General features: G+C 68.6%; 19 protein-coding genes. 7 read left to right on the top strand and 12 right to left on the bottom strand.

The window, feature by feature from the left end:
* Window positions 1-739: 739 nt before the first annotated feature.
* Complete coding sequence (locus AB4078_RS15375; RefSeq protein ID WP_441977845.1) at window positions 740-1,036, top strand: hypothetical protein; 297 nt, start codon at window positions 740-742, stop codon at window positions 1,034-1,036.
* Here the strand turns inward: AB4078_RS15375 and AB4078_RS15370 are convergent, their stop codons facing one another.
* Window positions 1,037-2,218: a hypothetical protein gene (locus AB4078_RS15370; protein WP_441977844.1), complete on the bottom strand. Its 1,182-nt coding sequence runs from the start codon at window positions 2,216-2,218 to the stop codon at window positions 1,037-1,039.
* A 303-nt stretch (window positions 2,219-2,521) separates the two neighbouring features.
* Here AB4078_RS15370 and AB4078_RS15365 point away from each other — a divergent pair, with 303 nt between their 5' ends.
* Both AB4078_RS15365 and AB4078_RS15360 read left to right on the top strand, forming a co-directional pair.
* Window positions 2,522-3,121: a TetR/AcrR family transcriptional regulator gene (locus AB4078_RS15365; RefSeq protein ID WP_441977843.1), complete on the top strand. Its 600-nt coding sequence runs from the start codon at window positions 2,522-2,524 to the stop codon at window positions 3,119-3,121.
* The gene (locus AB4078_RS15360) at window positions 3,118-4,923 is read left to right on the top strand and encodes an alpha/beta fold hydrolase (RefSeq protein WP_441977842.1); all 1,806 of its coding nucleotides are present in this window, start codon (window positions 3,118-3,120) and stop codon (window positions 4,921-4,923) included. The genes AB4078_RS15365 and AB4078_RS15360 overlap by 4 nt, the downstream gene beginning before the upstream one ends.
* An 84-nt stretch (window positions 4,924-5,007) precedes the next feature.
* Here AB4078_RS15360 and AB4078_RS15355 read toward each other — a convergent pair whose 3' ends face one another.
* Window positions 5,008-5,214, bottom strand: a complete 207-nt coding sequence (locus AB4078_RS15355) for a CsbD family protein (protein ID WP_440731928.1) — start codon at window positions 5,212-5,214, stop codon at window positions 5,008-5,010.
* Between the two features lie 147 nt (window positions 5,215-5,361).
* Between AB4078_RS15355 and AB4078_RS15350 the strand changes: the two genes are divergently transcribed.
* Both AB4078_RS15350 and AB4078_RS15345 read left to right on the top strand, forming a co-directional pair.
* Entirely contained in the window at window positions 5,362-5,679 is a 318-nt protein-coding gene (locus tag AB4078_RS15350) for an ArsR/SmtB family transcription factor (protein WP_441977841.1), read from the top strand.
* 2 nt (window positions 5,680-5,681) lie between these two features.
* Window positions 5,682-6,200 (top strand): SRPBCC domain-containing protein, encoded by a 519-nt coding sequence (locus AB4078_RS15345; RefSeq protein ID WP_441977840.1) that lies wholly within the window; start codon window positions 5,682-5,684, stop codon window positions 6,198-6,200.
* 51 nt (window positions 6,201-6,251) lie between these two features.
* Here AB4078_RS15345 and AB4078_RS15340 read toward each other — a convergent pair whose 3' ends face one another.
* Window positions 6,252-7,529: an alpha/beta fold hydrolase gene (locus AB4078_RS15340; protein ID WP_441977839.1), complete on the bottom strand. Its 1,278-nt coding sequence runs from the start codon at window positions 7,527-7,529 to the stop codon at window positions 6,252-6,254.
* Complete coding sequence (locus AB4078_RS15335) at window positions 7,529-9,529, bottom strand: DUF262 domain-containing protein (RefSeq protein ID WP_441977838.1); 2,001 nt, start codon at window positions 9,527-9,529, stop codon at window positions 7,529-7,531. Before AB4078_RS15335 ends, AB4078_RS15340 begins: the two co-directional genes overlap by 1 nt.
* A 174-nt stretch (window positions 9,530-9,703) precedes the next feature.
* On the opposite strand from AB4078_RS15335, the gene AB4078_RS15330 reads away from it, so the two are divergent.
* Window positions 9,704-10,477, top strand: a complete 774-nt coding sequence (locus AB4078_RS15330) for a hypothetical protein (RefSeq protein WP_440731923.1) — start codon at window positions 9,704-9,706, stop codon at window positions 10,475-10,477.
* 180 nt (window positions 10,478-10,657) lie between these two features.
* Window positions 10,658-11,158, top strand: coding sequence for a DUF3145 domain-containing protein (locus AB4078_RS15325; protein WP_440731922.1), 501 nt, complete (start codon window positions 10,658-10,660; stop codon window positions 11,156-11,158).
* A gap of 284 nt (window positions 11,159-11,442) precedes the next feature.
* Here the strand turns inward: AB4078_RS15325 and AB4078_RS15320 are convergent, their stop codons facing one another.
* The 8 genes from AB4078_RS15320 to AB4078_RS15285 all read right to left on the bottom strand — a co-directional run bounded on the left by AB4078_RS15320 (window position 11,443) and on the right by AB4078_RS15285 (window position 21,468).
* Complete coding sequence (locus tag AB4078_RS15320) at window positions 11,443-12,684, bottom strand: beta-ketoacyl-[acyl-carrier-protein] synthase family protein (protein ID WP_441977837.1); 1,242 nt, start codon at window positions 12,682-12,684, stop codon at window positions 11,443-11,445.
* A gap of 135 nt (window positions 12,685-12,819) precedes the next feature.
* Window positions 12,820-13,068: an acyl carrier protein gene (locus AB4078_RS15315; protein WP_045270633.1), complete on the bottom strand. Its 249-nt coding sequence runs from the start codon at window positions 13,066-13,068 to the stop codon at window positions 12,820-12,822.
* A gap of 62 nt (window positions 13,069-13,130) precedes the next feature.
* The gene (locus AB4078_RS15310; RefSeq protein ID WP_440731920.1) at window positions 13,131-14,129 is read right to left on the bottom strand and encodes a beta-ketoacyl-ACP synthase III; all 999 of its coding nucleotides are present in this window, start codon (window positions 14,127-14,129) and stop codon (window positions 13,131-13,133) included.
* Window positions 14,126-15,061, bottom strand: coding sequence for an ACP S-malonyltransferase (locus AB4078_RS15305; RefSeq protein WP_440731919.1), 936 nt, complete (start codon window positions 15,059-15,061; stop codon window positions 14,126-14,128). Before AB4078_RS15305 ends, AB4078_RS15310 begins: the two co-directional genes overlap by 4 nt.
* A 109-nt stretch (window positions 15,062-15,170) precedes the next feature.
* The gene (locus AB4078_RS15300; protein ID WP_440731918.1) at window positions 15,171-16,397 is read right to left on the bottom strand and encodes a PucR family transcriptional regulator; all 1,227 of its coding nucleotides are present in this window, start codon (window positions 16,395-16,397) and stop codon (window positions 15,171-15,173) included.
* A 13-nt stretch (window positions 16,398-16,410) separates the two neighbouring features.
* On the bottom strand, window positions 16,411-19,134 hold the full coding sequence (aceE, locus tag AB4078_RS15295) for a pyruvate dehydrogenase (acetyl-transferring), homodimeric type (protein WP_441977836.1): 2,724 nt from the start codon (window positions 19,132-19,134) through the stop codon (window positions 16,411-16,413).
* Between the two features lie 124 nt (window positions 19,135-19,258).
* Window positions 19,259-20,020: an IclR family transcriptional regulator gene (locus AB4078_RS15290; protein WP_440731916.1), complete on the bottom strand. Its 762-nt coding sequence runs from the start codon at window positions 20,018-20,020 to the stop codon at window positions 19,259-19,261.
* A gap of 14 nt (window positions 20,021-20,034) precedes the next feature.
* Entirely contained in the window at window positions 20,035-21,468 is a 1,434-nt protein-coding gene (locus AB4078_RS15285) for an aromatic amino acid lyase (protein WP_441977835.1), read from the bottom strand.

The raw sequence follows: 21,468 nt of genomic DNA, 5'->3' as shown, positions 1-21,468 counted from the left end.
GATCGAGGGATTCTTGTAGATCTTCTGCCAGTCGGCCTCGTCGTGAACGTTGATCTGGAGGGGGCGGGCGTCGTCTGGCGGGATGAGCATGAGCCCGCAGACCTTCACCTCTTGAGTGCGGTGAGAGCCATGAACAGGATAGGATCGTGAATTGTGGTTGGCGCCGGCGCCGGGGTCCGTAGTAGGCCATGACCACATCGTGACCGATACCACCGACGCGCAGTGCAGTCGCGTGAGTCAGGGGCAGATGTGCGAGGGCCTCCCTGAGCGGTTCAGTTCAACGGGTTCCGGCTTTACGCCCAGGGATTCGGGGCTGCAGAGTTGGTCCGAGCGTCTCTGGTGGCTTCACGCTGACTTCAGCCCCGACGTCGAATACGACCTGTAGCCCAATCTCGCGTGCGCGACATGCGATCGGCTGCCTGTGCTGGAAGTGCGTACTGCTCCGGACTGTCGGCCAATATCTCAGCGTGCGACACTGGATTCGTGCAGGACTCATCTGGGAGACGTCATCGACCGAAAGGCCTGGGTGGAGGGCAGTTTGTTGCCGCCCGAGCGACCGCGCCCGAAGGCGGGCTGGGCAGACCAGATGAACCGTCGAACCCGGCACCGGACGTTCGATTCGCTCGACAACGCGATGACCTTTCCCGGCCCGAAGTGCTGCATGCAGTGGCGTTCAAGGTCCACGACACCCACACGCGGAACGCCGTGCTGACGAGGGCAAATCACCACGGACACGGACGTGTGGATCGCCGCTGACACCACGGACTCCCAAGCGACGCGCGCGGCCGGCAAAGTGATCACGATGATCGAGCGCCGAACGGCGATGACGCCGGCCAAGCGTGCAGCCCAGCCACCCGTGACCGTGTGGGTGGGGGATGGGTTGGAGCGTCTCGCCGCGCGGCCCGGACAGCCGGTGACGCCGCTACAGCGAGCCATCACCGACATCATGGCCACGGGGCTTGACATGGGTGTCACCGTGAAGCTCGTGAGCGAGGACGGCATCGTGCAGATTGCCGCGGCGCGTGGTGCCGCGTGATCAGATGAACCCGCGTCCGATGCCGAAAGCGATGTAGCCCCGGTATTCCTGCTGCTGATGGGCGGTCAGTGCGGTGAAGTCGAGCCGCCATGCGCCACGTCGCCGGAAACCGGAGATGTCACCGTGCACGGCGCCGGGGATCCCCGCGATCTGCGCCCGGAAGTCGTTGAACTTGGCCTCGAAGGTCTCCTCGGTCAGTTCAGCGGAAGGCGTGATCGCCAGCGGGACACCTGCACGCCAGCTCGTATCCGCAGGCGGGGCGTCGACCAGCCCGAGCTCGCGGAGCCACATGACCGGGGGACCCTCCGCGAGCGGAGCGATCGGCACCCCCACGGCGGCGGAGGTCTCTGACATCGTGCGGACCGCGTCATCGAACTGGTCGCCAGCGAAGACGTTTAGCGGCGCCGCGCTCGTCGACGTGTCTGGTGCGGGGACGACGTCCAGCTGCAGTGGCGCAACGAACGGGGCGTCCTCGATCACGGGCGCCCGGTAGACAGGCTCTGAGGCTGTCTGCCACACATGCCCGTCGATCGCAGCGAACTGATCAAGGTGCTCCTGCACGGCGGCGTGCGCATCATTGTCGTTCGACGCGAGCACCGGGGGGATGCGCTCAGCTTCCTGCTGAAGCCAGGCTGCGTCCGCGGGCACCGGGTGCAGCTCGTAGGTGCGACCAGGGACCGTGGGAGCCCACTCATGCTCGACGGCGCTGCGCTCAGGCGTGGACTCCTGCGCCTCTGCCGTGCCCCGCGCCCACACCTGGCGGAAGAGCTTGCCATCGACTTCGCGGTACTGGTGGGCGACGGCACTTCCGTCCTTGACGCCTTCGACGGTGATTGCGATGGGCGCCTGTACCGAGGTGAACATGGGAACGCTGACGTTCGTGACCAGCGATCGGATCCGCTCTCCAACGCGAGGCTTCCAGTCGTCGCCACCTGCAGCAGCCGGCTTGCTGCTGCCATCGGTGAGCGACTCGGAGGGCAGCTGGATCGGGGCGAAGTAGTTCTCCGGATTCAGCAGCTCCCGCCATCGGATGCGGACGCGGGCGCGAAGGCTTTCCGCGTCGGTGTGAAGGGCTGTTGCCGGCGCTGATACGAGCTTCGGGGCGAACTGTCCGCCGAGCGCGCCAGGCGTTCCTGGGGCGCAGTGAAGGTTCCCGGCCGAGTCGAGGTAGGGCAATGTCATGGTGGCCTCAACCACACCACCCCTGCGGCGGATCACCGTCGGCTCACGCCTCCTTCGAACTGGCCAGAAACTGGCCAGTTCGAAGGTTCTGTGGCGGGACAAGTCCTGTTTCCGTTCCGTGTCTCTCCGTAACGGTGTGCTGCTGCACGTGCAAATTGCAGGTAGTCCGGGCCAGATCGAAAGTGGGACCCGAAACCAACGATCGCAGGTTCAAGTCCCGCCCGCCCCACACTTCGAGTCCTGTACGACGCGCGTGTCTCTCGTCGATTTGCAAAATATGTAGACCGGTCTATTCTAGTGCGCATGGCATCAAAGGGAGACCTCACGAAGGCACGGCTCACAGAGTCCATGCTCGAACTCATCCAGACCAGCGGCTACAGCGGCACGGGCCTGAACGCGGTGACAGACCACGCCGCGGCACCCAAGGGATCGATCTACTTCCACTTCCCCGACGGGAAGGAAGGCCTGGGCGTCGCCGCGGTCGAGCTCGCCACGACACAGTTCGAGACCTTGATCGCGGAGGCTGCCGAGTCGGGGGACGGCGCGGCTGCGACGGCCCGCGTCGTGATCGAGGCATTGGCGGACATCGTCAGCGAAAGCGACTTCCGGCTGGGTTGCCCGGTCTCGGTGGTCACTCTCGAGATGGGTGCGGAGAGCGAGCGGATCCGACAGGCGTGCGCGACGGCCTTCACGTCCTGGATCACGCCGACGGCCGCGCTCCTCGAAGCCGGAGGCATCGGCGCCGAAGAGGCCCGTACCCTCGCGACGGTCGTCGTCTCCACGATCGAGGGAGCGGTGATCGTCTCCCGTGCCATGCGGAGCGTCCAACCCCTGATCGCGGCCGCCGACGTCGTGGCGACGCTCATCGAGCAGCGCATCCAGACTGAGGGGATCACGCGATGACCGCGCAGGAGGCGCCCCGTCACGCGCTGGTCTTCGGGGCCTCGGGGTTGATCGGCCGGCACCTCGTGCTGACCCTCGCGGAGTCCGGTGCGAACGTCACCGCGGCGGTGCGGAGTGCCGCATCTGCAGCACGCGTCGAACGATGGCTGAGCGAGCACGGTCTGACGCGCAGCATCAGCACGACGATCGTCGACTTCGATGCGCCGGAGATCGTCTCCGGCGGTGCCGCGGCGTTCCCGTCCGTCACCGAGATCCACAACTGCGCAGGCTCCTACCGGTTCGGTATGCCCGCCCAGGAGGCGCGCGACGCGAACGTCGGCATCGTCGAGAAGCTGATCGAGTTCGCCGAGGGGCTTCCCGAGCTGCAGCGCGTCGTCCACATCTCCGGCTACCGGGTCGGGGGACAGGATCCTGCCACGGTCCCGTGGTCGGACGCACATCGTGCCGCGGTCTACAAGGAGCTCGGCGGCTACGAGGCATCCAAGGTGGAATCCGACGCCATCTTCCAGGCCGAGGCCAACGAGCACGGGATCCCGTGGACGATCGTCAATCCGGCGAGCGTGATCGGCGACAGCGCGACGGGGGAGTCCGATCAGCACATCGGGCTGGCCACCACGATCGAGCAGATCTGGGACGGGACGGCGACCGCGCTGCCCGCGGGCAGGGGCACGTTCCTGCCCGTTCTCACGGTCGACTACCTGGCGGCGTTCATGGCGGCCGCGGCGAGCGATCCGACCGCCGTCGGCAAGGCGTACTGGATCCTCGACGACGACACCCCGCCGCTGGCGGAGCTGCTCACGCACGTCGGCCGGCACCTCGGCGCGAAAGTTCCGTGGCTGCGCGTGCCCGTCGGTGTCATCAAGCGGCTTCCGTCGCGCATCACCAAGGCGGATCCCGAGACGCTCGGCTTCCTGTCGGATGACCGCTATCCGACGGCATCCGCGATCGAGCTGGCACAGCGGAACGGGATCCGCACGCCGGACGTTCTGGTCTCCCTCGATCGCTGGGCCGACCATCTGGCGGCGCATCGCTTCGGCCGTGCCGGGGCCGACGACCGGAGGTTCGTGGACGTCGGCGGGCTGAAGACGTTCGAGCTCGGCCGGCGCGACGCCACCCGGCTGATCCTCCCGGGGCTGCCCGTCAACGCCGACACCTGGACCGAGGTCGCCGAGGCCGTCGATGCGCGCGCCCTGGACCTCCCGGGCCTCGGTCTCAGCGGTGGCACCGGAGTGCGGGACTGGGATCGGTGGCTGCCGGGCCTGCTGGGCGAGGAGCCCGTCGAGATCATCGGCCATTCGCTCGGTTCGGCCGCGGCGGTGCTCGCGGCCGATCGGCTCCCGGGCCGGGTCACGTCGCTCACTCTGGTCGCGCCGTTCTTCCTCCAGCCCCGGGCCGGAGTCTCAGCGAGCCTGCGGCCGTTCGTACGCGCCTACCTGCGCCGCATCGACCCGGTGCGGCTGTCGTTCCGGCTCACCGGGTCGGACGCGAGCGCAGCCGCTCTCGAGTCCACCGTCGGCGATCTCAAGCGCAGCGGGGCTGCGAGGGTCGCTGCGCAGCTCGCCCTGGCGAGTTCGGCCCGGTGGCGGTCCGAGCTCCGAGAGGTGCTCGGGCGATTCGACGGCCCGATCCGCATCATCACGGGAAGCAAGGATCCGCTCGATCCCGGAGTGGAGGAGATGCTCAGGTCGCGTCCGAACGTCGAGCTGATCTCGGTGCCCGGTGCCGGACACCACCCGCAGCTGACGCACGGGCATGCTCTTGTCGATGTGCTGACGGGATCGTTCGACGGCGCCCGGGTGTGACGCACGCAGACGAGTCAGCGTGATGTCGCGTTCGCCCCGCCGGGCATCGGGGAGATGTCCGGCGGGGCGGCGCGTCTGTTCGTATCAGCGGTCCATCGCGTCCTTGATGTGCTCGCCGGCGTTCTTCGCGTCGTCCTTCAGGTGCTCGCCCGCCTCCTTGAGGTCGGCCTTGGCCTGATCCATCCGGCCCTCGTTCTCGAGTTCCTCGTTGTCGGTGACCTTGCCGGCCCCCTCTTTGACCTTGCCGGACATCTTCTCCGCCGCGTTCTTCACGTGGTCTGCAGCGCTCATGTGCGCCCCTCCTCTCGTGTGTCGTGGATCTCACGTTCACAGGACGGCGGATCGAACACCACGGGGTTGACGAGCGCACGCGACGCCGCTATGTTCCGCCCGAATGTAACCTTGTGGGTACGTACCCGATGCGGTACGTTCAGGGCCATGGACGCCGTACTGCAGGCCCTCGCCGACCCGAACCGGCGCGTCGTGCTGGACATCCTGCGGGTTCACGATGCGACCGCGGGGGAGCTGGCCGATGCGCTGCCGATCGCGCGGCCGGGAGTGTCCCGCCACCTGCGGGTGCTGCGCGAAGCGGGTCTGGTCGACGTGCGACAGGATGCACAGCGGCGCATCTACCGGCTGCGGCCGGAAGCGCTCGCCGACCTCGACGAGTGGCTCGAACGGTACCGCGATCTGTGGACGCAGCGACTCGACGCCTTGCATACCGAGATCGCCCGAGGGAAGAAGGACAGGACATGATCATGACCGGCACGATGTGGGAGCTCGACGACGCCACGGGCGCGATCCGCGTGGAGGACGTCTACGACACCGACGTGGACGACCTGTGGCAGGCGTGCACGGATCCGGAGCGCGCGGCGCGTTGGATCGCCCAGTTGGCGGGCGACTTCCGTCCGGGTGGCATGCTGCGCGCCACCTTCACGAGCACCTGGACCGGATCCATGCGGATCGACGTCTGCGAGGCTCCGCATCACCTTGTCCTCACCCAGGAACCGGGCACGGACGAGGAGACGGTGATCGAGGCCTGGCTGTCCGCTGAGGGGGAGAGATCCCGGCTGGTCGTCGAGGAACGCGGATTGGGCGTCGGAGTGCTCCACTTCCACGCCGCGGGATGGCAGGTGCATCTCGAAGACCTCCGGCGTGCGCTGGAGTCAGGTGCGACAGCGCATCCGACCGGGTGGTCCTCGTCCCAGCCGGCGCCGGCCTGGAAGGAGCGCTGGCAGGCACTGCTGCCCGACTACGAGGCGGTGCGCGTCGGCTGACGCCGCGCGCACCGCTCCCGTGCGTCAGCGTCGGGGTCAGGTCGGCGGGGGTCAGCGCACCCGGCGGTCGTGGGCGAGGTCGACGAGGTGCTCGAACACGCGCCCGGCGCGCAACCCGTTGTGCTCGTGCTCGCTCGTGACCCACAGACGCAGATCCGGAAGCAGCGCCGCGGTCTCGAGCGAGTACTCGATCGGAACGTACGGGTCATTCACGTAGACGGAGGCGGCGCCCTTCACACCGGATGCGGCCAACGCCGCAGGATCGTAGATCGCGGGCCATTCGTGGTCGGCCAGGATCAGTGCGACCTCACGCCACGGCTGGAAAGCCGGGACCGTCTCCGTCCAGTCGCGACGGATGTGCTCGCCGGTGAACAGCGTGACATCCTGGACGAAGTCGTCGGGCTCGACGCGCTCGGCCGACCAGTCCGTGACATGGCCGTTCGCATAGCTGGACTCGTGGAAGACGAAGTACAGCGGGTTGCGACCGCCGAACGGCATCGCGCTCGCGAGGTCGTAGCGGAACGCGTTGCTCGACGGATCCAGTTCGAGAAGCTGCCAGAGCGTCTGCCAACCGTCGTTGGTGCCCAGGGCGGATCCCACCGAGCGCAACCGGGACGGCGAGACGACCTCGCCGCTCGGCAGCACGATCTCGCCGGCCGATGCGAGATCCACCAGGCGGCGCATGCGTTCGCGGTGTTCGGGGAAGCGCCGGTAGTACCGCTCCGACGCATCGCGCATCTTTTCGTAACAGAGCGCGTACACCTCGTCTGGACTGCGTGTCACCGTGCTGAGGCCGCCGGTCAGGTACGCGCGATCGATCGACGAGGCATCGGTGGAGAGGTACGCGAGAGTCGTGAATCCGCCGAACGACTGCCCGAGGACGTTCCAGCGGTCAACTCCCAGATGCGAACGGATCGCCTCGCAGTCCCGCACGATCGCATCCGCGCGCAGATGGGTGAGGTACTCCGCCACCGTCTCCGACCCGAGGGACAGGATGCCGTCGCCGACCGGGGTGGACCGACCGGTGCCGCGCTGATCGATCATGACCACGCGGTGGTGCTGAAGGGCCTGATCCAGCCACGACGGCGCCGCCGGCGCATGAAGCGCGCGGGGCGCCTCGGAACCGGGGCCACCCTGGAGGAAGACCAGATAGGGAAGATCCTCTCCGCCCTCGCGTGCGACGACGGAGGCGAATACGTCGATCGTGCGGCTGTCGGAGGGATCCGACCACACGAGCGGCACGGTGAGGGTGTGCTCCTCGACGGCGAGGTCCATCATCCGGCGGCGGATCACAGTGCTCTCGAAAGGAGCGGCGGCAGAGATCGTCATCACATCACATTCCCGATGTAGGAGTACTTCACGAACACTTCCGCGGCCAGGCCCGACTCCTCCAAGAGGCCCTGCACCGCGCTCATCATGTACTTCGCGTCCCACCCCATGTAGAGGAAGTGGCCCTCGTCCAGCTCGTCCCAGGTCCCGTTCCACGCCTTCTCGTCGTAGATCGGCCCGCCGTTGCGGTTGTTGAACGCGTCGAGAGCGTCGCGCGTGTCCGTCCAGCCGCGCCGGAAGACGCGGTTGAACAGGTACTTCACGTCCGGAACCTCCCAGCGCTCACCGCGATACTCGACGTAGTCGAACTCCCGCTCCCATCCGGTCGGCCAGCCGCGCCGTCGCACGGCGTCGAGGATCGGGGTGAGTCCGTCGTCGTCGATGTCCACGACGGCAGGTCGGCGCCACACCTGCACGAACGCGTCGGTGAGCGCGGCCGTCCGCTCCGCGATCGCCGCGGTGCCCCACGCGTCGAGACCGGCGAGGGCGGTGTTCTCATCGACCCTGCTGCGGCGGTAGGCATCGCGCTTGTCCGGGAACGACGCGCCGTAGACGCGTTCGGCGAGAGGCTCCTCCAGCAGGGTCAGGTTGCCCAGCGTCCCGGCGAGGGCGCGGTGGCTGTTCTGCTCGTCCTCGGAGTACTCGCTCCATGCACGCACGCCGTCGCCGGACCAGGAGTCGTGCGGCGCGGTCGGCACGATGTGCTCGACGTCGAAGCCACCGGGGTCGGCGACGCCTTCGATCCGGCCCAGCACGTACAGTGCGTGAGGGAGGTCGGTGAACTTCAGCGCCACCCGGATCCGCTCGTCCGACGGCGTGATCCGGGCGAAGGCGCGCAGCAGCTCCTCCGGTCCCTGTGCCCTGGCACGGCAGAGTCGGGCGATGAGACGGTCGTTCGGGATGCCGACGACCGCGCGGCGCAGCAGCATCGACTGCATCCGCTCCAGCGTCTGCACCAGTTCGTCCTTGGAGATCAGGCCGAGCTGGTGGTCGCGATAGGCGCTGAGCACGAGCGGATACGTGGAGCGCCCGAAGGTGTTGACGTAGACCAGCTGCCGCCGGATCTCTGGATCCTGCTCCTGCGAGGGATTCAGCAGGATCCGGTAGATGTCCGAGAACTCCCGCCACACGCTCGCCTGCGCCGGCAGGTCCTCCATGCCCATGTGCGGGAACTCATGCCGGAACGCGCTGTAGACGCCGTGCTCGCCGTCGACGGACACCTCGCGGCCGGTGGTCATGATCAGGAGGTGGCGCCAGAATGCGCCGATCGCCTCGCCCGTGTTGCGCTCGATCGGCAGCCAGAAATCCTCCTCGACCTGCTGCTGCTGCGCGTGCGAGAGCCCCATGAGGATGTAGTTGTGGATCAGCTCGTGATCACGCAGCGGCTCTCCGGTGGAGTTGAGGCTCTCGAAGATCTGCTGCGCGTTGGCGGCCTCGCCGAGGGTGATCGAGACGTGCTCGAGCTTCTGCAGCCCTCGCCAGATCCGCGGCGCCTCGTCGGCGTGCACCTGGGATCGGAAGAACGCGTAGTTGTCGTCGAAGCGCGACTCCGGCTGGTCGGGGCCGCGCCGGTCCAGCACGACGGACTCGAACAGGCCGGCCCAGGCCTCATGCGGGCGGAGCTTGGTGCGGTGCGCGTCGTCGGGTCGCACCAGCACTCGCGCCAGCTCGTCGGCGAGCTCCTGATCGATCTCGTGCACCGCGTGGTGCAGGGCCGCGATGAGCAGCATGAGCGTCGTGATGCGCTGCTGACCGTCGATCAGGATCAGGTCGGCGTCCGGGTGGGCATGGTCCTCGGCGGAGAGGATCGAGCCGATGAAGTGCCGATGCGCGTCGTCCTCGTCCGCCACGGCGCGGATGTCGGACAGGAGCTTCTCGCAGCCGCCGATGTCCCAGCGGTACTGGCGCTGGTAGACCGGCACGACGATCGTGGTCGCGGGGGAGGAGAGCCACTCGATCGTTGAGACTGCGGTTGCTTCGACGTTCGTGGCCGTGCTCATGCTGCTGGGCTTCTCCTCGGATCGCGTGCTGCCGGGACCAGTCTATTCAGCGACCGGAGGCGCCTGGATATTCACGGCCGGCCCTCCGGGCGCGTCGAAGTCGCGCTGTTAGGCTGTCCTAAGAAGGGCCTGTTAAAACGTGCTGGCCCCTTTATGAAAGGACATGACTCGCTCATGGCATACATCAAGTCCGCCGCCCTCGAGGACAAGGGCTTCGTCGTCCTCGACAGCTACAACCAGGAGCTCGACCCCAAGGAGTGGCTCGACATCGAGTACAACGACTGGAAGTCCTCGGGTGACACCCGTTTCGCTCCGCTCGCCTCCGCCAAGGGCGAGATCGAGTGCAACGGCTTCTGGAACCACGTGCCCCCGCGCACCGACAAGGACGGCGTCTGGATCGACGCGCAGACCTCGAAGGCCCCGAACCTGACGCGCCGTGCGCAGGAGCCGGGTGCGAACGTCGGTCGCTGCCGTGTCATCGAGCTGCAGCCCACGCCCTACGGCGAGTGCCTCTACAACCTGCACCAGGACGACAACAACCGCCTCAACCCTGACGGCACCGGCTGGGTCGTGCGCGGCTTCTTCAACCTCACCGACGACAAGGACAGCTACTTCGTCCTGCGCGAGAACCGCACCGACCCGAGCGTCGAGTACCGCATCGCGCTGCCGGCCGGCGCGCAGCTGATCGTCGACACGCAGCGCCTCTGGCATGCCGCCACCCACAACGGCACCGAGCCGCGCTACTGCCTCATCACGTCGTGGACCTCCGGCCCCGAGCTGGACGCCTACATCGAGAAGTACCACGGCACGGACGAGGTGGAGAACTACCCTGTCGACCAGGCGACCCTCGACGCCGGCTACGAGGAGCAGGCCCGCCGTGACGCGGCCCGCGCCGCGTACTACGCCGCGAAGGGTCAGAAGGAGAAGATCGCGATGAGCGAGGCCTGAGCCTCCCTCGTCCTATAGACGGTCCTCGGCGCTTCGGCGCTGGGGACCGTTTCCTTTTCGCAATGAGTTACACAGTTGTGATTTCGCCGATGATCAGTGAGAATGGGCCCATAACCGCATAACGCCGTGCTTCGCGGATCAGGTCGTAGGGGAAGACGCACCTGATGAAACGGAGAGACCATGGCTGCACAAGCACGCGGAGTGGTGTACATCCACTCCGCACCGCGCGCGCTCTGCCCGCACCTGGAATGGGCGGTCGGACGCGCTATCGGGCGCGCCGTCAACTTCGAGTGGACCGAGCAGCCCGTCCTCGATGGCGCCCGCCGGGCCGAGTTCTACTGGGACGGTCCCGTGGGCACGGGCGCCGCTCTCGCGACCGCGATCCGCGGCTGGGAGCACCTCCGGTTCGAGGTGACGGAGGATCCGACCCCGCGTAGTGACGGAGGCCGGTGGCTGCACACGCCCGACCTGGGTGTGCACTATGCGCAGACCGACGCGGCAGGCAACATCGTCGTCGGCGAGGACCGGATCCGCTACGCCATGGAGATCGCCGCCGGCAGCCCGATCGAGCTGCAGCGCGAACTCGACGTCGCACTCGGATCCGCATGGGACGAAGAGCTCGAGCCGTTCCGGCATGCGAGCGACGACGCCCGCGTGGTCTGGCTCCACAAGGTGGGATAGGCCGCGGCGCTGGCGGGTGGGTTGACCGCGGCGCTGGCGGGTCGGAAAGGACTCGTGTGATCCGGTCTCCGGGGTCCGAGGGATCGAGGGCACCGGATCACACGAAGGGACGGGGATCGGAGGAGGCGCGATTATCGGGGGTCGGAGAGCAAGGACCCGGAACCCGAGAAAGCGTATCCCCGGTCCTGGGCCGGAGAGATAACAGAACAGCACAAACGAAAAGAAGAGAATCGCCCCGACCGCTTCGATGAGGAAGCGACCGGGGCGATTCTCGTCCGTGCGGATCAGCCGTCGTAGGAGCGGAACGCGACGACCGCGTTGTGCCCGCCGAAGCCGAACGAGTTGCTGATCGCGAGCTGCGGGCCGTCGCCGAGCGGCTGCGCCTCACCGGAGAGCTTGAACGGCACCGCCGGATCCGGCTCGGTCATGTTGATCGTCGGCGGAGCCACCCGGTCGCGCAGCGCGAGGATCGTGAAGACCGCCTCGAGCGCGCCCGTGCCGCCGAGCAGATGCCCGGTGGACGCCTTGGTCGCCGACACCGGGATCTCGTCGATCCGGTCGCCGAAGACGCGCTTCAAGGCGCCGTACTCGTTCGGGTCGCCGACCGGGGTCGACGTGGCGTGCGCGTTGATGTGCGTGACCTCGTCGGGGGTCGCGCCGGCCTGTGCCAGCGCCTGCTCCACGGCGCGGGCCGCACCATGGCCCTCGGGGTCGTTGCCGGTGATGTGGTACGAGTCCGCAGAGACGCCTCCGCCCACCACGTAGGCGTAGATCTTGGCGCCGCGGGCCTTGGCGTGCTCCTCGGTCTCCATGACCAGGGCTGCGCCGCCCTCGCCCATGACGAAGCCGTCACGGTCGATCGCGCCGGGGCGCGAGGCGTGCTCGGGGTCGTCGTTGCGACGCGACAGGGCCTGCGCAGACGCGAACGAGGCCATGGTGATCGGGTGGATCGCGGACTCCGCGCCACCGGCGATGATGACGTCGGCGAGGTCGTCCTGCAGATGCTGGTAGGCGTTCGCGATCGACTCGGTGCTGGACGCGCATGCGCTCACGACGGTGCGCGCGAAGGCCTTCGCACCGAAATGCAGCGACAGGTTGCCCGCGCCCGCGTTCGGCATGAGCATCGGCACGGTGAGGGGCATGACCCGGCGCGGGCCCTTCTCACGCAGCGTGTCCCAGGCATCCAGCAGGGTCCACAGGCCGCCGATGCCGGTGGCCCAGTCGATGCCGAGGCGCTCCGGGGCGATGTCGGGGGCTCCCGCGTCGGCCCAGGCCTCGCGGGCGGCGATCATGCCGAACTGCACCGAAGGATCCAGGCGCTTGGCCTCGTGCCGGGGAAGGACCTCCTCCGGGCGGACGGACGCCTCCGCAGCGAACGTCACCGGGATCTGGTAGGTCTCGATCCAGTCGTGGGTGAGGGTGTGCGTGCCGGAGACACCGGCGAGCAGGTTCGCCCAGTTCTCCGGGGCGGTGCCGCCCAGGGCGGACGTGGCACCTATGCCGGTGACGACGATGCGCTTGGTCATGCGTGTTCCTTCTCGGGGAGCGGGTGGGTGCTGCGATCGACCGGTTGCTGAGCCTGTCGAACGCTCAGCGGTCGATGGGGGCGGAAGAGGAGGATGCCACGCCCCGCAGAAGCGCGGGGGTGGCATCCGCGGGTGTCACTCCTGGCCGGCGACGATGAAGCTCACGGCATCACCGACGGTCTTGAGGTTCTTGACCTCGTCGTCGGGGATGGTGACGCCGAACTTCTCCTCGGCGTTGACGACGATCGTCATCATGGAGATCGAGTCGATGTCCAGGTCGTCGGTGAAGGACTTCTCCAGAGCGACCTCCGAGGCGTCGATGCCGGTCTCGTCGGTGATGAGCTCTGCAAGGCCAGCGAGGACCTCGTCGTTGCTGAAGGCCATGATTTCCTCTTTCTTTGGATGGTTGGGAACCGGTGAACAGTCTAGGAGTCGGCGGCGCCCGGTCAGGGGAGCACGACGACCTGCGCGCCGAACACCAGGCCGGCGCCGAAGCCGATCTGCAGAGCGAGTCCGCCGCTGAGCTCGGGGTGCTCCTGCAGCAGGCGGTGCGTGGCGAGTGGGATCGACGCCGCGGAAGTGTTGCCGGTGGTCTCGATGTCGCGCGCGATCACGGTCGTCTCGGGCAGCTTCAGCTGCTTGGCGAACTCGTCGACGATGCGCATGTTGGCCTGGTGCGGGATGAAGGCTGCCAGATCCGATGCCTCGACGCCGGCCTGTTCGAGCGCCTGCTTGGCGACCTTGGCCATCTCCCAGACAGCCCAGCGGAACACGGTCGGGCCCTCCTGGCGCAGCGTCGGCCAGGGCGCTTGCCCATCGCGGAACTCGGTGAGGGTGTGGTTCATGCCGACCGCGTCGGCCTTCGAGCCGTCCGAGCCCCAGACCGTGCCCGAGATGCCGGGGAAGTCACTGGGGCCGACAACGACGGCGCCGGCCCCATCGCCGAGCAGGAACGAGATGCTCCGGTCAGTCGGGTCCACGACATCGGAGAGCTTCTCGGCGCCGATGACGAGCGCATACCGAGCGGCGCCGGCGCGGATCAGGGCATCCGCCTGGGCGACGGCGTAGGCGTAACCGGCGCATGCCGCGTTGAGGTCGTAGGCGGCGGCCGGGTTCGCGCCGACTCTGTCGGCCACGATCGCCGAGACGGAGGGGGTCTGCTTCGGGTTGCTGATCGTGGCCACGATCACGAGGTCGATGTCGGACGGCGCCACGCCGGACTTCTCGATCGCCTCGATCCCGGCGGCCGTGGACAGATCGATCGCGTCGGTGGTCGGCAGCGCACGGGCACGCGTGACGATGCCGGTGCGCTGACGGATCCACTCGTCGCTCGAATCGATCGGGCCGATGAGGTCTTCGTTCGGAACGGCGTTCTCCCCGCGGGCGGCGCCCACGGAGTAGATGCGGGTGTACGCGGGGCCGGTGGCCTGCTTGAGCGTGGTCATGCTGCTTCTCCGTTGTCGTCAGCGCCGTTCAGCAGCGCGACCGCCGCGTCGAGGTCGTCCGGGGTCTTCACAGCGACGGCGGGAACGCCGCGCAGCCCGCGCTTGGCAAGACCGGTGAGGGCGCCTGCCGGGGTCAGCTCGATGAGGCCGGTGATACCGCGCTCGGCGAATGAGGCCATGCACAGGTCCCACCGTACGGGGGAGGAGACCTGGGTGACGAGGTTCTCCAGCGCCGTGGCGCCGTCTGCGAGGACGGATCCGTCCTTGTTCGTCCAGAGCGTCACCGTCGGATCTGCCGCGTCGACGCCGGCGACGGCTTCGCGCAGCGTGTCGACGGCGGAGGCCATGTAGTGCGTGTGGAACGCGCCGGCGACCTGCAGCGCGATCACGCGGGATCCGCGCACGGGGGCCTCGGCCAGTGCCGCGAGGGCAGGCAGGGCGCCTGCGGCGACGATCTGACCGCCGCCGTTGTAGTTGGCAGGGGTGAGGTCGAGGTCGGACAGCAGCGCGAGCACGGCCTCCTCGTCGCCGCCCAGGACGGCACTCATCCCGGTCGGGGTCCTGCCTGCGGCGTCGGCCATCGCGCGGCCGCGGATGCCGACCAAGCGCATCGCGGTCTCGGCGGGGATCACGCCGGCACCCGACACGGCGGCGAACTCGCCGACCGAGTGGCCGGCGATCCCGTCAGGGCCGCGGCCCGCGCGCTCCTGCAGGGCCTTCGCCGCCACCAGCGAGGCGGCCACGATCAGGGGCTGCGCGATGCGGGTGTCGCGGATCGTGTCGGCGTCGGAGACGGTGCCGTGCTGGATCAGGTCGACCTCGGCGGCCTCCGAGTACGCGGCGAGGTCGTCGGCGACACCGTCGAGCTCGAGCCAGGGGGAGAGGAAGCCGGGGGTCTGGGAGCCCTGTCCAGGGCATGCGAAGACGATCACGTTCCCAGTCTGCCAACGATCCGCCGGTTTCGGTGGCTCAACCCTCACAAGAATCCGCAGATCGGTTATCTGAGACGTACAACGCGTTCGGTATCGCGGCGTCGAAGGATCAGCGCGGGCGACGAGGACGAAGTCCGCGCCGGACCGGATCCGCCGTGCCGATCGTGCCGAGCACGAGCGCGGTCTGCAGGATGAAGGCCTCACGCGGACCGGTGGCGTCCCAGCCGATCACCTCGCTGATGCGCTTCAGGCGGTAGCGCACGGTGTTCGGGTGCACGAACAGCTCCCGCGCGGTCGCCTCGAGGGAACGGCCGTTGTCGAGGTAGCTCCACAGCGTCGTGACGAGGTCGGTGGAGTGGTCGTGCAGCGGACGGAACACGCGCTCGATGAGGGTCTGCTTGGCCAGCGGGTCGCCGGCGATCGCGCGCTCCGGCAGCAGCTCGTCGGCGTCGACGGGCCGCGGCGCGCCGCGCCAGGCGCGCGCCACGGCGAAACCGGCCAGGGCGGCACGGGCGCTCTGCCCGGCGTCGACGAGTGCGGCGACGGCGGGGCCGACCACCATGTGCCCCGGCCCGAAGGAGGGCTCAAAGGTGCGGGCGATCTCCGCGAAGGAGAACTCAGCGGGCTCAGTGCCGTCGGTGGCGTCGTCCGTGGCGGCGGGCTTGGCGCGCCCGACCACCAGCACGAGTCGTGACCCCTGCACGCCGATCAGCACGTCGACCGCCAGCTTGCGCGCGGTGCGGCGCACCTGGTCCACATCGAACTGCGGCGGTGTGGTTCCCACGATCACGCAGACCTCGCCGTGGCCGTGCCAGCCGAGGGCGGCGATGCGGCTGGGCAGCTCCTCGTCGGCTTCGCCGGTGAGGATCGAGTCCACGACGAGCGCCTCCAGGCGCGCGTCCCACAGCCCTCGGGCCTCGGCGGCGCGCGCGTACACATCGGCGGCCGCGAAGGCCACGTCGCGCGAGTACAGCAGGATGGCGTCGCGCAGGTGCTGGCCGTTGCCTGCCACGCGCTCCTCTGTCACCTCGACGGTGACGCGGATGAGCTGCAGCGTCTGCTGCAGGCTCACGCTGCGCAGCAGCTCACGCGGTGCGGCGGCGAAGATGTCCGCGGCGATCCAGGGGGTCGACGTGGGGTCGTCGTACCACTGGATGAACGAGGTGATGCCCGCCTGGGCCACCAGCCCGACGGCGGAGCGTCGGGCCGGTGGCATCTCGGCGTACCAGGGCAGCGAGTCCTCGAGACGCTGCAGGGTCGCCGTGGCGAGATCCCCGGAGATGCGGCGCAGCCACGCCAGCGTCTCCTCCTTGGTCATCTCGGGAGGTCTGCTCATCGTGCCGCTGGCATCAGCTGTCGCCACCGGCGTTGCCGCTGGTGCCGGCGTTCACGTTGTACAGGTCGTACTTCGCGATCGCCTGTCCCACGACGGAGCGGTCGATCCGCCCCTCGTCCGCGAGCGCCTGCAGAGCGCGGACGACCATGGACGGGCCGTCGATCTTGAAGAAGCGGCGAGCGGCGGCACGCGTGTCGGCGAAGCCGAAGCCGTCGGCGCCCAGCGTGTAGTACGCACCGGGGACCCACTGGCGGATCTGGTCCTGCACCGCGTGCATGTAGTCGCTCGTCGCGATGAACGGACCCTGGGCGTCCTTCAGCTTCTCGGTGAGGTACGCCGTCTGCAGCTCCTGGTCCGGGTGCAGGAAGTTGTGCTCGTCGACGGCCAGGCCGTCGCGGCGTAGCTCGGTCCACGAGGTGACCGACCACACGTCCGCGGACACGCCCCAATCGGCGAGCAGCAGCTCCTGTGCCTCGATCGCCCACGGCACACCGACGCCCGAGGCGAGCAACTGCACGCGCTGCCCCTCGCCGGATCCGACGGAGATGCGGTGCAGACCCTTCCGGATCCCCTCCGCGTCCACGTCCGCAGGTTCTGCCGGCATCCGCATCGGCTCGTTGTACACCGTCAGGTAGTACATGACGTCCGGGTTCGGGTGGGTGCCGCCGTACATCTGCTCGATGCCGGCCTGCACGATGTGCGAGACCTCGTAGCCGTACGCCGCGTCGTAGACGAGCGTGGCGGGGTTGGTCGAGGCGAGCAGCGGGGACTGGCCGTCCGCGTGCTGCGTGCCCTCGCCGGTCAGCGTGGTGCGACCGGCCGTGGCGCCGATGATGAAGCCGCGGCCCATCTGGTCGCCGGCCGCCCAGAACGCGTCGCCGGTGCGCTGGTAGCCGAACATCGAGTAGAAGATGTAGATCGGGATGAGCGGCTCGCCATGCGTGGAGTACGCCGTCGAGGTGGCGGTGAACGCCGCAGCCGCGCCGGCCTCGTTGATGCCCACGTGCATGATCTGCCCCTGCGGGCTCTCCTTGTACGCGAGCAGCAGCTCCCGGTCGACCGCAGTGTAGTTCTGGCCGTTCGGGTTGTAGATCTTCGCCGTGGGGAAGTACGCGTCCATGCCGAACGTGCGCGCCTCGTCGGGGATGATCGGGACGATCCGCTCGCCGAAGCCCTTGACCCGCATGAGGTCCTTGACCATGCGCACGAAGGCCATGGTCGTGGCGACCTCCTGGTTGCCGGATCCCTTCTTCGGCAGCGCGTAGTCCTTGTCCTCGGGGAGGTTCAGGCCGACGTGAGTGCTGCGGCGCTCGGGGAGGAAGCCACCCAGGTCGCGACGGCGTTCCAGCATGTACTGGATCGTCTCGTCGTTCTGTCCCGGGTGGTAGTACGGCGGACGGTACGGGTCGGCCTCGAGCTGCGCGTCCGAGATCGGGATGTGCATGGTGTCGCGGAACAGCTTGAGGTCGTCCAGCGTCATCTTCTTCATCTGGTGGGTCGCGTTGCGGCCCTCGAAGTGCGGACCCAGGCCGTAGCCCTTGACGGTCTTGGCGAGGATGACGGTCGGCTGGCCCTTGTGCTCCATCGCTGCCTTGTAGGCGGCGTACACCTTGCGGTAGTCGTGGCCGCCGCGGCGCAGGTGCCAGATGTCGTCGTCGGAGTAATCCTTGACCAGGGCGAGCGCGCGCTCGTCGCGGCCGAAGAAGTTCTCGCGCACGTAGGCGCCGCTCTCCGCCTTGAAGGTCTGGTAGTCGCCGTCGGGCGTGACGTTCATCAGGTTCAGCAGGGCGCCGTCGGTGTCGCGGGCGAGCAGGTCGTCCCACTCCCGGCCCCAGACGACCTTGATGACGTTCCAGCCGGCCCCGCGGAAGAAGCTCTCCAGCTCCTGGATGATCTTGCCGTTGCCGCGGACCGGACCGTCGAGGCGCTGCAGGTTGCAGTTGATCACGAAGGTGAGGTTGTCCAGACCCTCGTTCGCGGCCACCTGGAGCTGGCCCCGCGACTCGACCTCGTCCATCTCGCCGTCGCCGAGGAACGCCCACACATGGGAGTCGTTCTGCTTGATGCCGCGGTTGGCGAGGTACTTGTTCGTCATCGCCTGGTAGATCGCGTTGATCGGTCCGAGGCCCATCGACACGGTCGGGAACTGCCAGAACTCCGGCATCATCCGCGGGTGCGGATAAGAGGGAAGGCCGTTCGGGGCGCCGGACTTCTCCTGGCGGAACGCGTCGAGCTGCTGCTCGGTGATCCGGCCCTCGAGGAAGCCGCGGGCGTACATGCCGGGGGAGGCGTGGCCCTGGTAGAAGATCTGGTCCCCGCCGGCGGCGTCATCGCGCCCGCGGAAGAAGTGGTTGTGGCCGACTTCGTACAGCGAGGCGGCCGAGGCGTAGGTGGAGATGTGACCGCCGACGCCGATGCCGGGCCGCTGCGCGCGGTGCACGGTGATCGCGGCGTTCCAGCGGATCCAGTGCCGGTATCGGCGCTCGAGGTCCTCGTCGCCGGGGAAGGCGGCCTCGTTCTCCGGGGCGATGGTGTTGATGTAGTCCGTGGTCGGGACCATCGGCACGCCCAGATGCAGGTCCTTCGAGCGCTTCAGCAGGCTGAGCATGATCTCGCGGCCGCGGCCGTGGCCCTTCGCGTCGACGAGTTCGTCGAGCGATTGCTGCCATTCGCTGGTCTCTTCGGGATCGCTGTCGAGCGGGCCCTGGGAGTACGGATCCTGGTCGTGAACAGTCACAGGAGGCCTTTCGTCTGTCTGGCAGGTCATGCCAACGAAATCGGGATGCGGCGCCGGGGAGGCTTGTCGACTCCGCACAAAAGACGCGCGGATCTCAGCCTAGCCCTCCCAGCGGTCAGGCCGGTTATCGAAGGTCTGCGTCCGCCGTCGTCGGTGCGGAGTGCTCGGGGCGGAGTACCGCAGTCAGGTTCTGCGCGGCGTCGCGCACGAGTCCGCCGAGCTGCTGAACGCGATCCGCACCCATGCGGAAACTCGGCCCGACGATGCTGAGGGCCGCGACGACGGCGCCCTCGCTGTCGAGCACGGGAGCCGCGATGACGGTGGCGTCGGGCGCGGACACCGCACCGAGAGTCACGAACCCGGTGTCCGGCGTCTCGCCGTCCAGGACGGCGCCGACCGCCGAGCCGTCCATCTGCACCGTACGGCCCGCCCATCCGGCGAAGCCGACGTGCCGGATCGGCTGGTCGCTCTGCACCTCACGCAGATAGATGCAGCTGCGCCCGGGGCCGCGAACGGTCAGGTAGCTCGACTCTCCGCTGAGGTCCGTGAGCCGTTGCAGCACCTCTGCGGAGCGCTCGAAGAGGTGCTCCGCGGTGGCGGGTTCTGCGTCGAAGCGCGAGCGGGCGAAGCGGTGACCGGAGACGTAGCCGCCGTCGGCTGTGCGTGCGACATAGCCCCAGTGCTCGAGGGCGCGCAGCGAACGCATCGTCGTGCTCGTGGGCAGACCGCTCGCGCGCGCCAGCTCGGTGAGCGGCTGGGGTCCCGTCTCGACCACGATCGTGAGCAGCTCGAGCGCCCTGTGCACGGAACGGGGACCCGAACCCGAGTCGAGCGCCTCAGCTCTCTCCTCCGCGGCAGGCACCCCGCCGGGTCCGATCGTGCTCATCGATGCTCCTCCGTCTACTCGTGCGACTCACCGAGCCGAATCCTATCCAGCGCCGACGCGGTGTCGGCGAGCTCACTGCTCAGATCGCGATCCTCGAGTCCGCCGTGCCTCTCCGGCAAACCCCGCAGCAGATCTTCCGCACCGGGCAGGCGACGCAGGGCGACCGCGAAGCAGGCGAGCATCGTACGGTAGCTCTCTGTCGCGAGACGGAGGCGCCGCACCGCCTGCGGCGTGAACGGCGCATGCTCCTCGGCGCCGAGCGAGAGATGCACGCCATGACCCCCGTGCGCGGCTGCGAGATCCCGGATGTCGGCGAGCGCCGCGGCCGCGACATACTCCAGCATCATCGCCCCCGTCGCATCGGGAGTTCCGTCGCCGAGGAACTCGGCCTGACCGGTGTAGCGGGGGTTCATGAGCAGCCCGAGCCGCGCGAGGAGCAGGCTCGCGTCCTGAGCGAGGGCGCGCAGCGCCGTACCGCAGGCGAGTTCCAGGTCGACGGTGTAGAAGTTGCCGGTGTGCGCGACCTGCTCCTCACGGATGAACACGCGGGGGTTCTCGTGCGCACTGTTGACTTCGGCCAGCATCGCATCCCGGCAGCGCTCCCAGGACAATCGCACGGAGCCGAGCGACTGCGGCAGCAGGCGCATCGAGAAGGGGTCCTGCACTCGCGCGCCGGGGCCGGTGTCGGAGGGGGCGAGCCTGGTCGCGGCATCGCGCATCGCCGGGTAGCGGTCCGCGAACGCCGCCGCCGCGAAGTGCTCGGCCGTCGTCCGAAGTGTTGTCGCGGTGGCGGCACCGAGCACCATCGCCGCATCGATCACACGATCGAGATCGACGAGCGTGAGCGCCGCATCGGCGAGTGTCAGCGCGCTGCTGCTCATGAACGGAAGGCCGTCGGAAGCGGCGAACGGACCGGAGGGCCCGTCCGCGGTGATCTGGAGCGCAAGGGCCGCGAGCGCGCCGAGATCGCCCGTGCCGAGCGCGCCGCCGAAGGCCACCGTCGGCGGATCCTCGCGGGTCGTCGCAGCGAGCAGGGCGTCGGCGAGCGCCGGGCTGACGCCGGATCCGCCCTGCGCGAGCTGGTTGGCGCGGATGAGCAGCATCGCCCGTACGCGCTCGGCGTCGACGGCAGGACCGTATTGGAGCGCGTGGCTGCGCCAGAGGCGCAGACACGACGCCCTGTCGCGCACGACGGCGACGCTGCGCCGTGCGCCGACTCCCGTGGAGAGACCGTAGACCGGGCGCGTCTCGGCGAGGCGCAGCAGGGTGTCGTGGGCAAGAGCGATGGCATCAACGGCCGCCGCCGAGTATTGCGCGCGCGCGCCGTCCTCGGCGAAGACTCGGATGTCGTCCAGCTGCAGCGGCTGGTCGCCGAGCACGATCGTGACACCTGCGGACGCCGCCGCAGGCGCGGTGGCTCGATTCGACCGCCGCTTCGCGTCGATCAT

Source organism: Microbacterium sp. 2MCAF23 (assembly GCF_052115565.1).
GTDB lineage: Bacteria > Actinomycetota > Actinomycetes > Actinomycetales > Microbacteriaceae > Microbacterium.
This window is presented reverse-complemented; position numbering and strand designations above follow the sequence as displayed.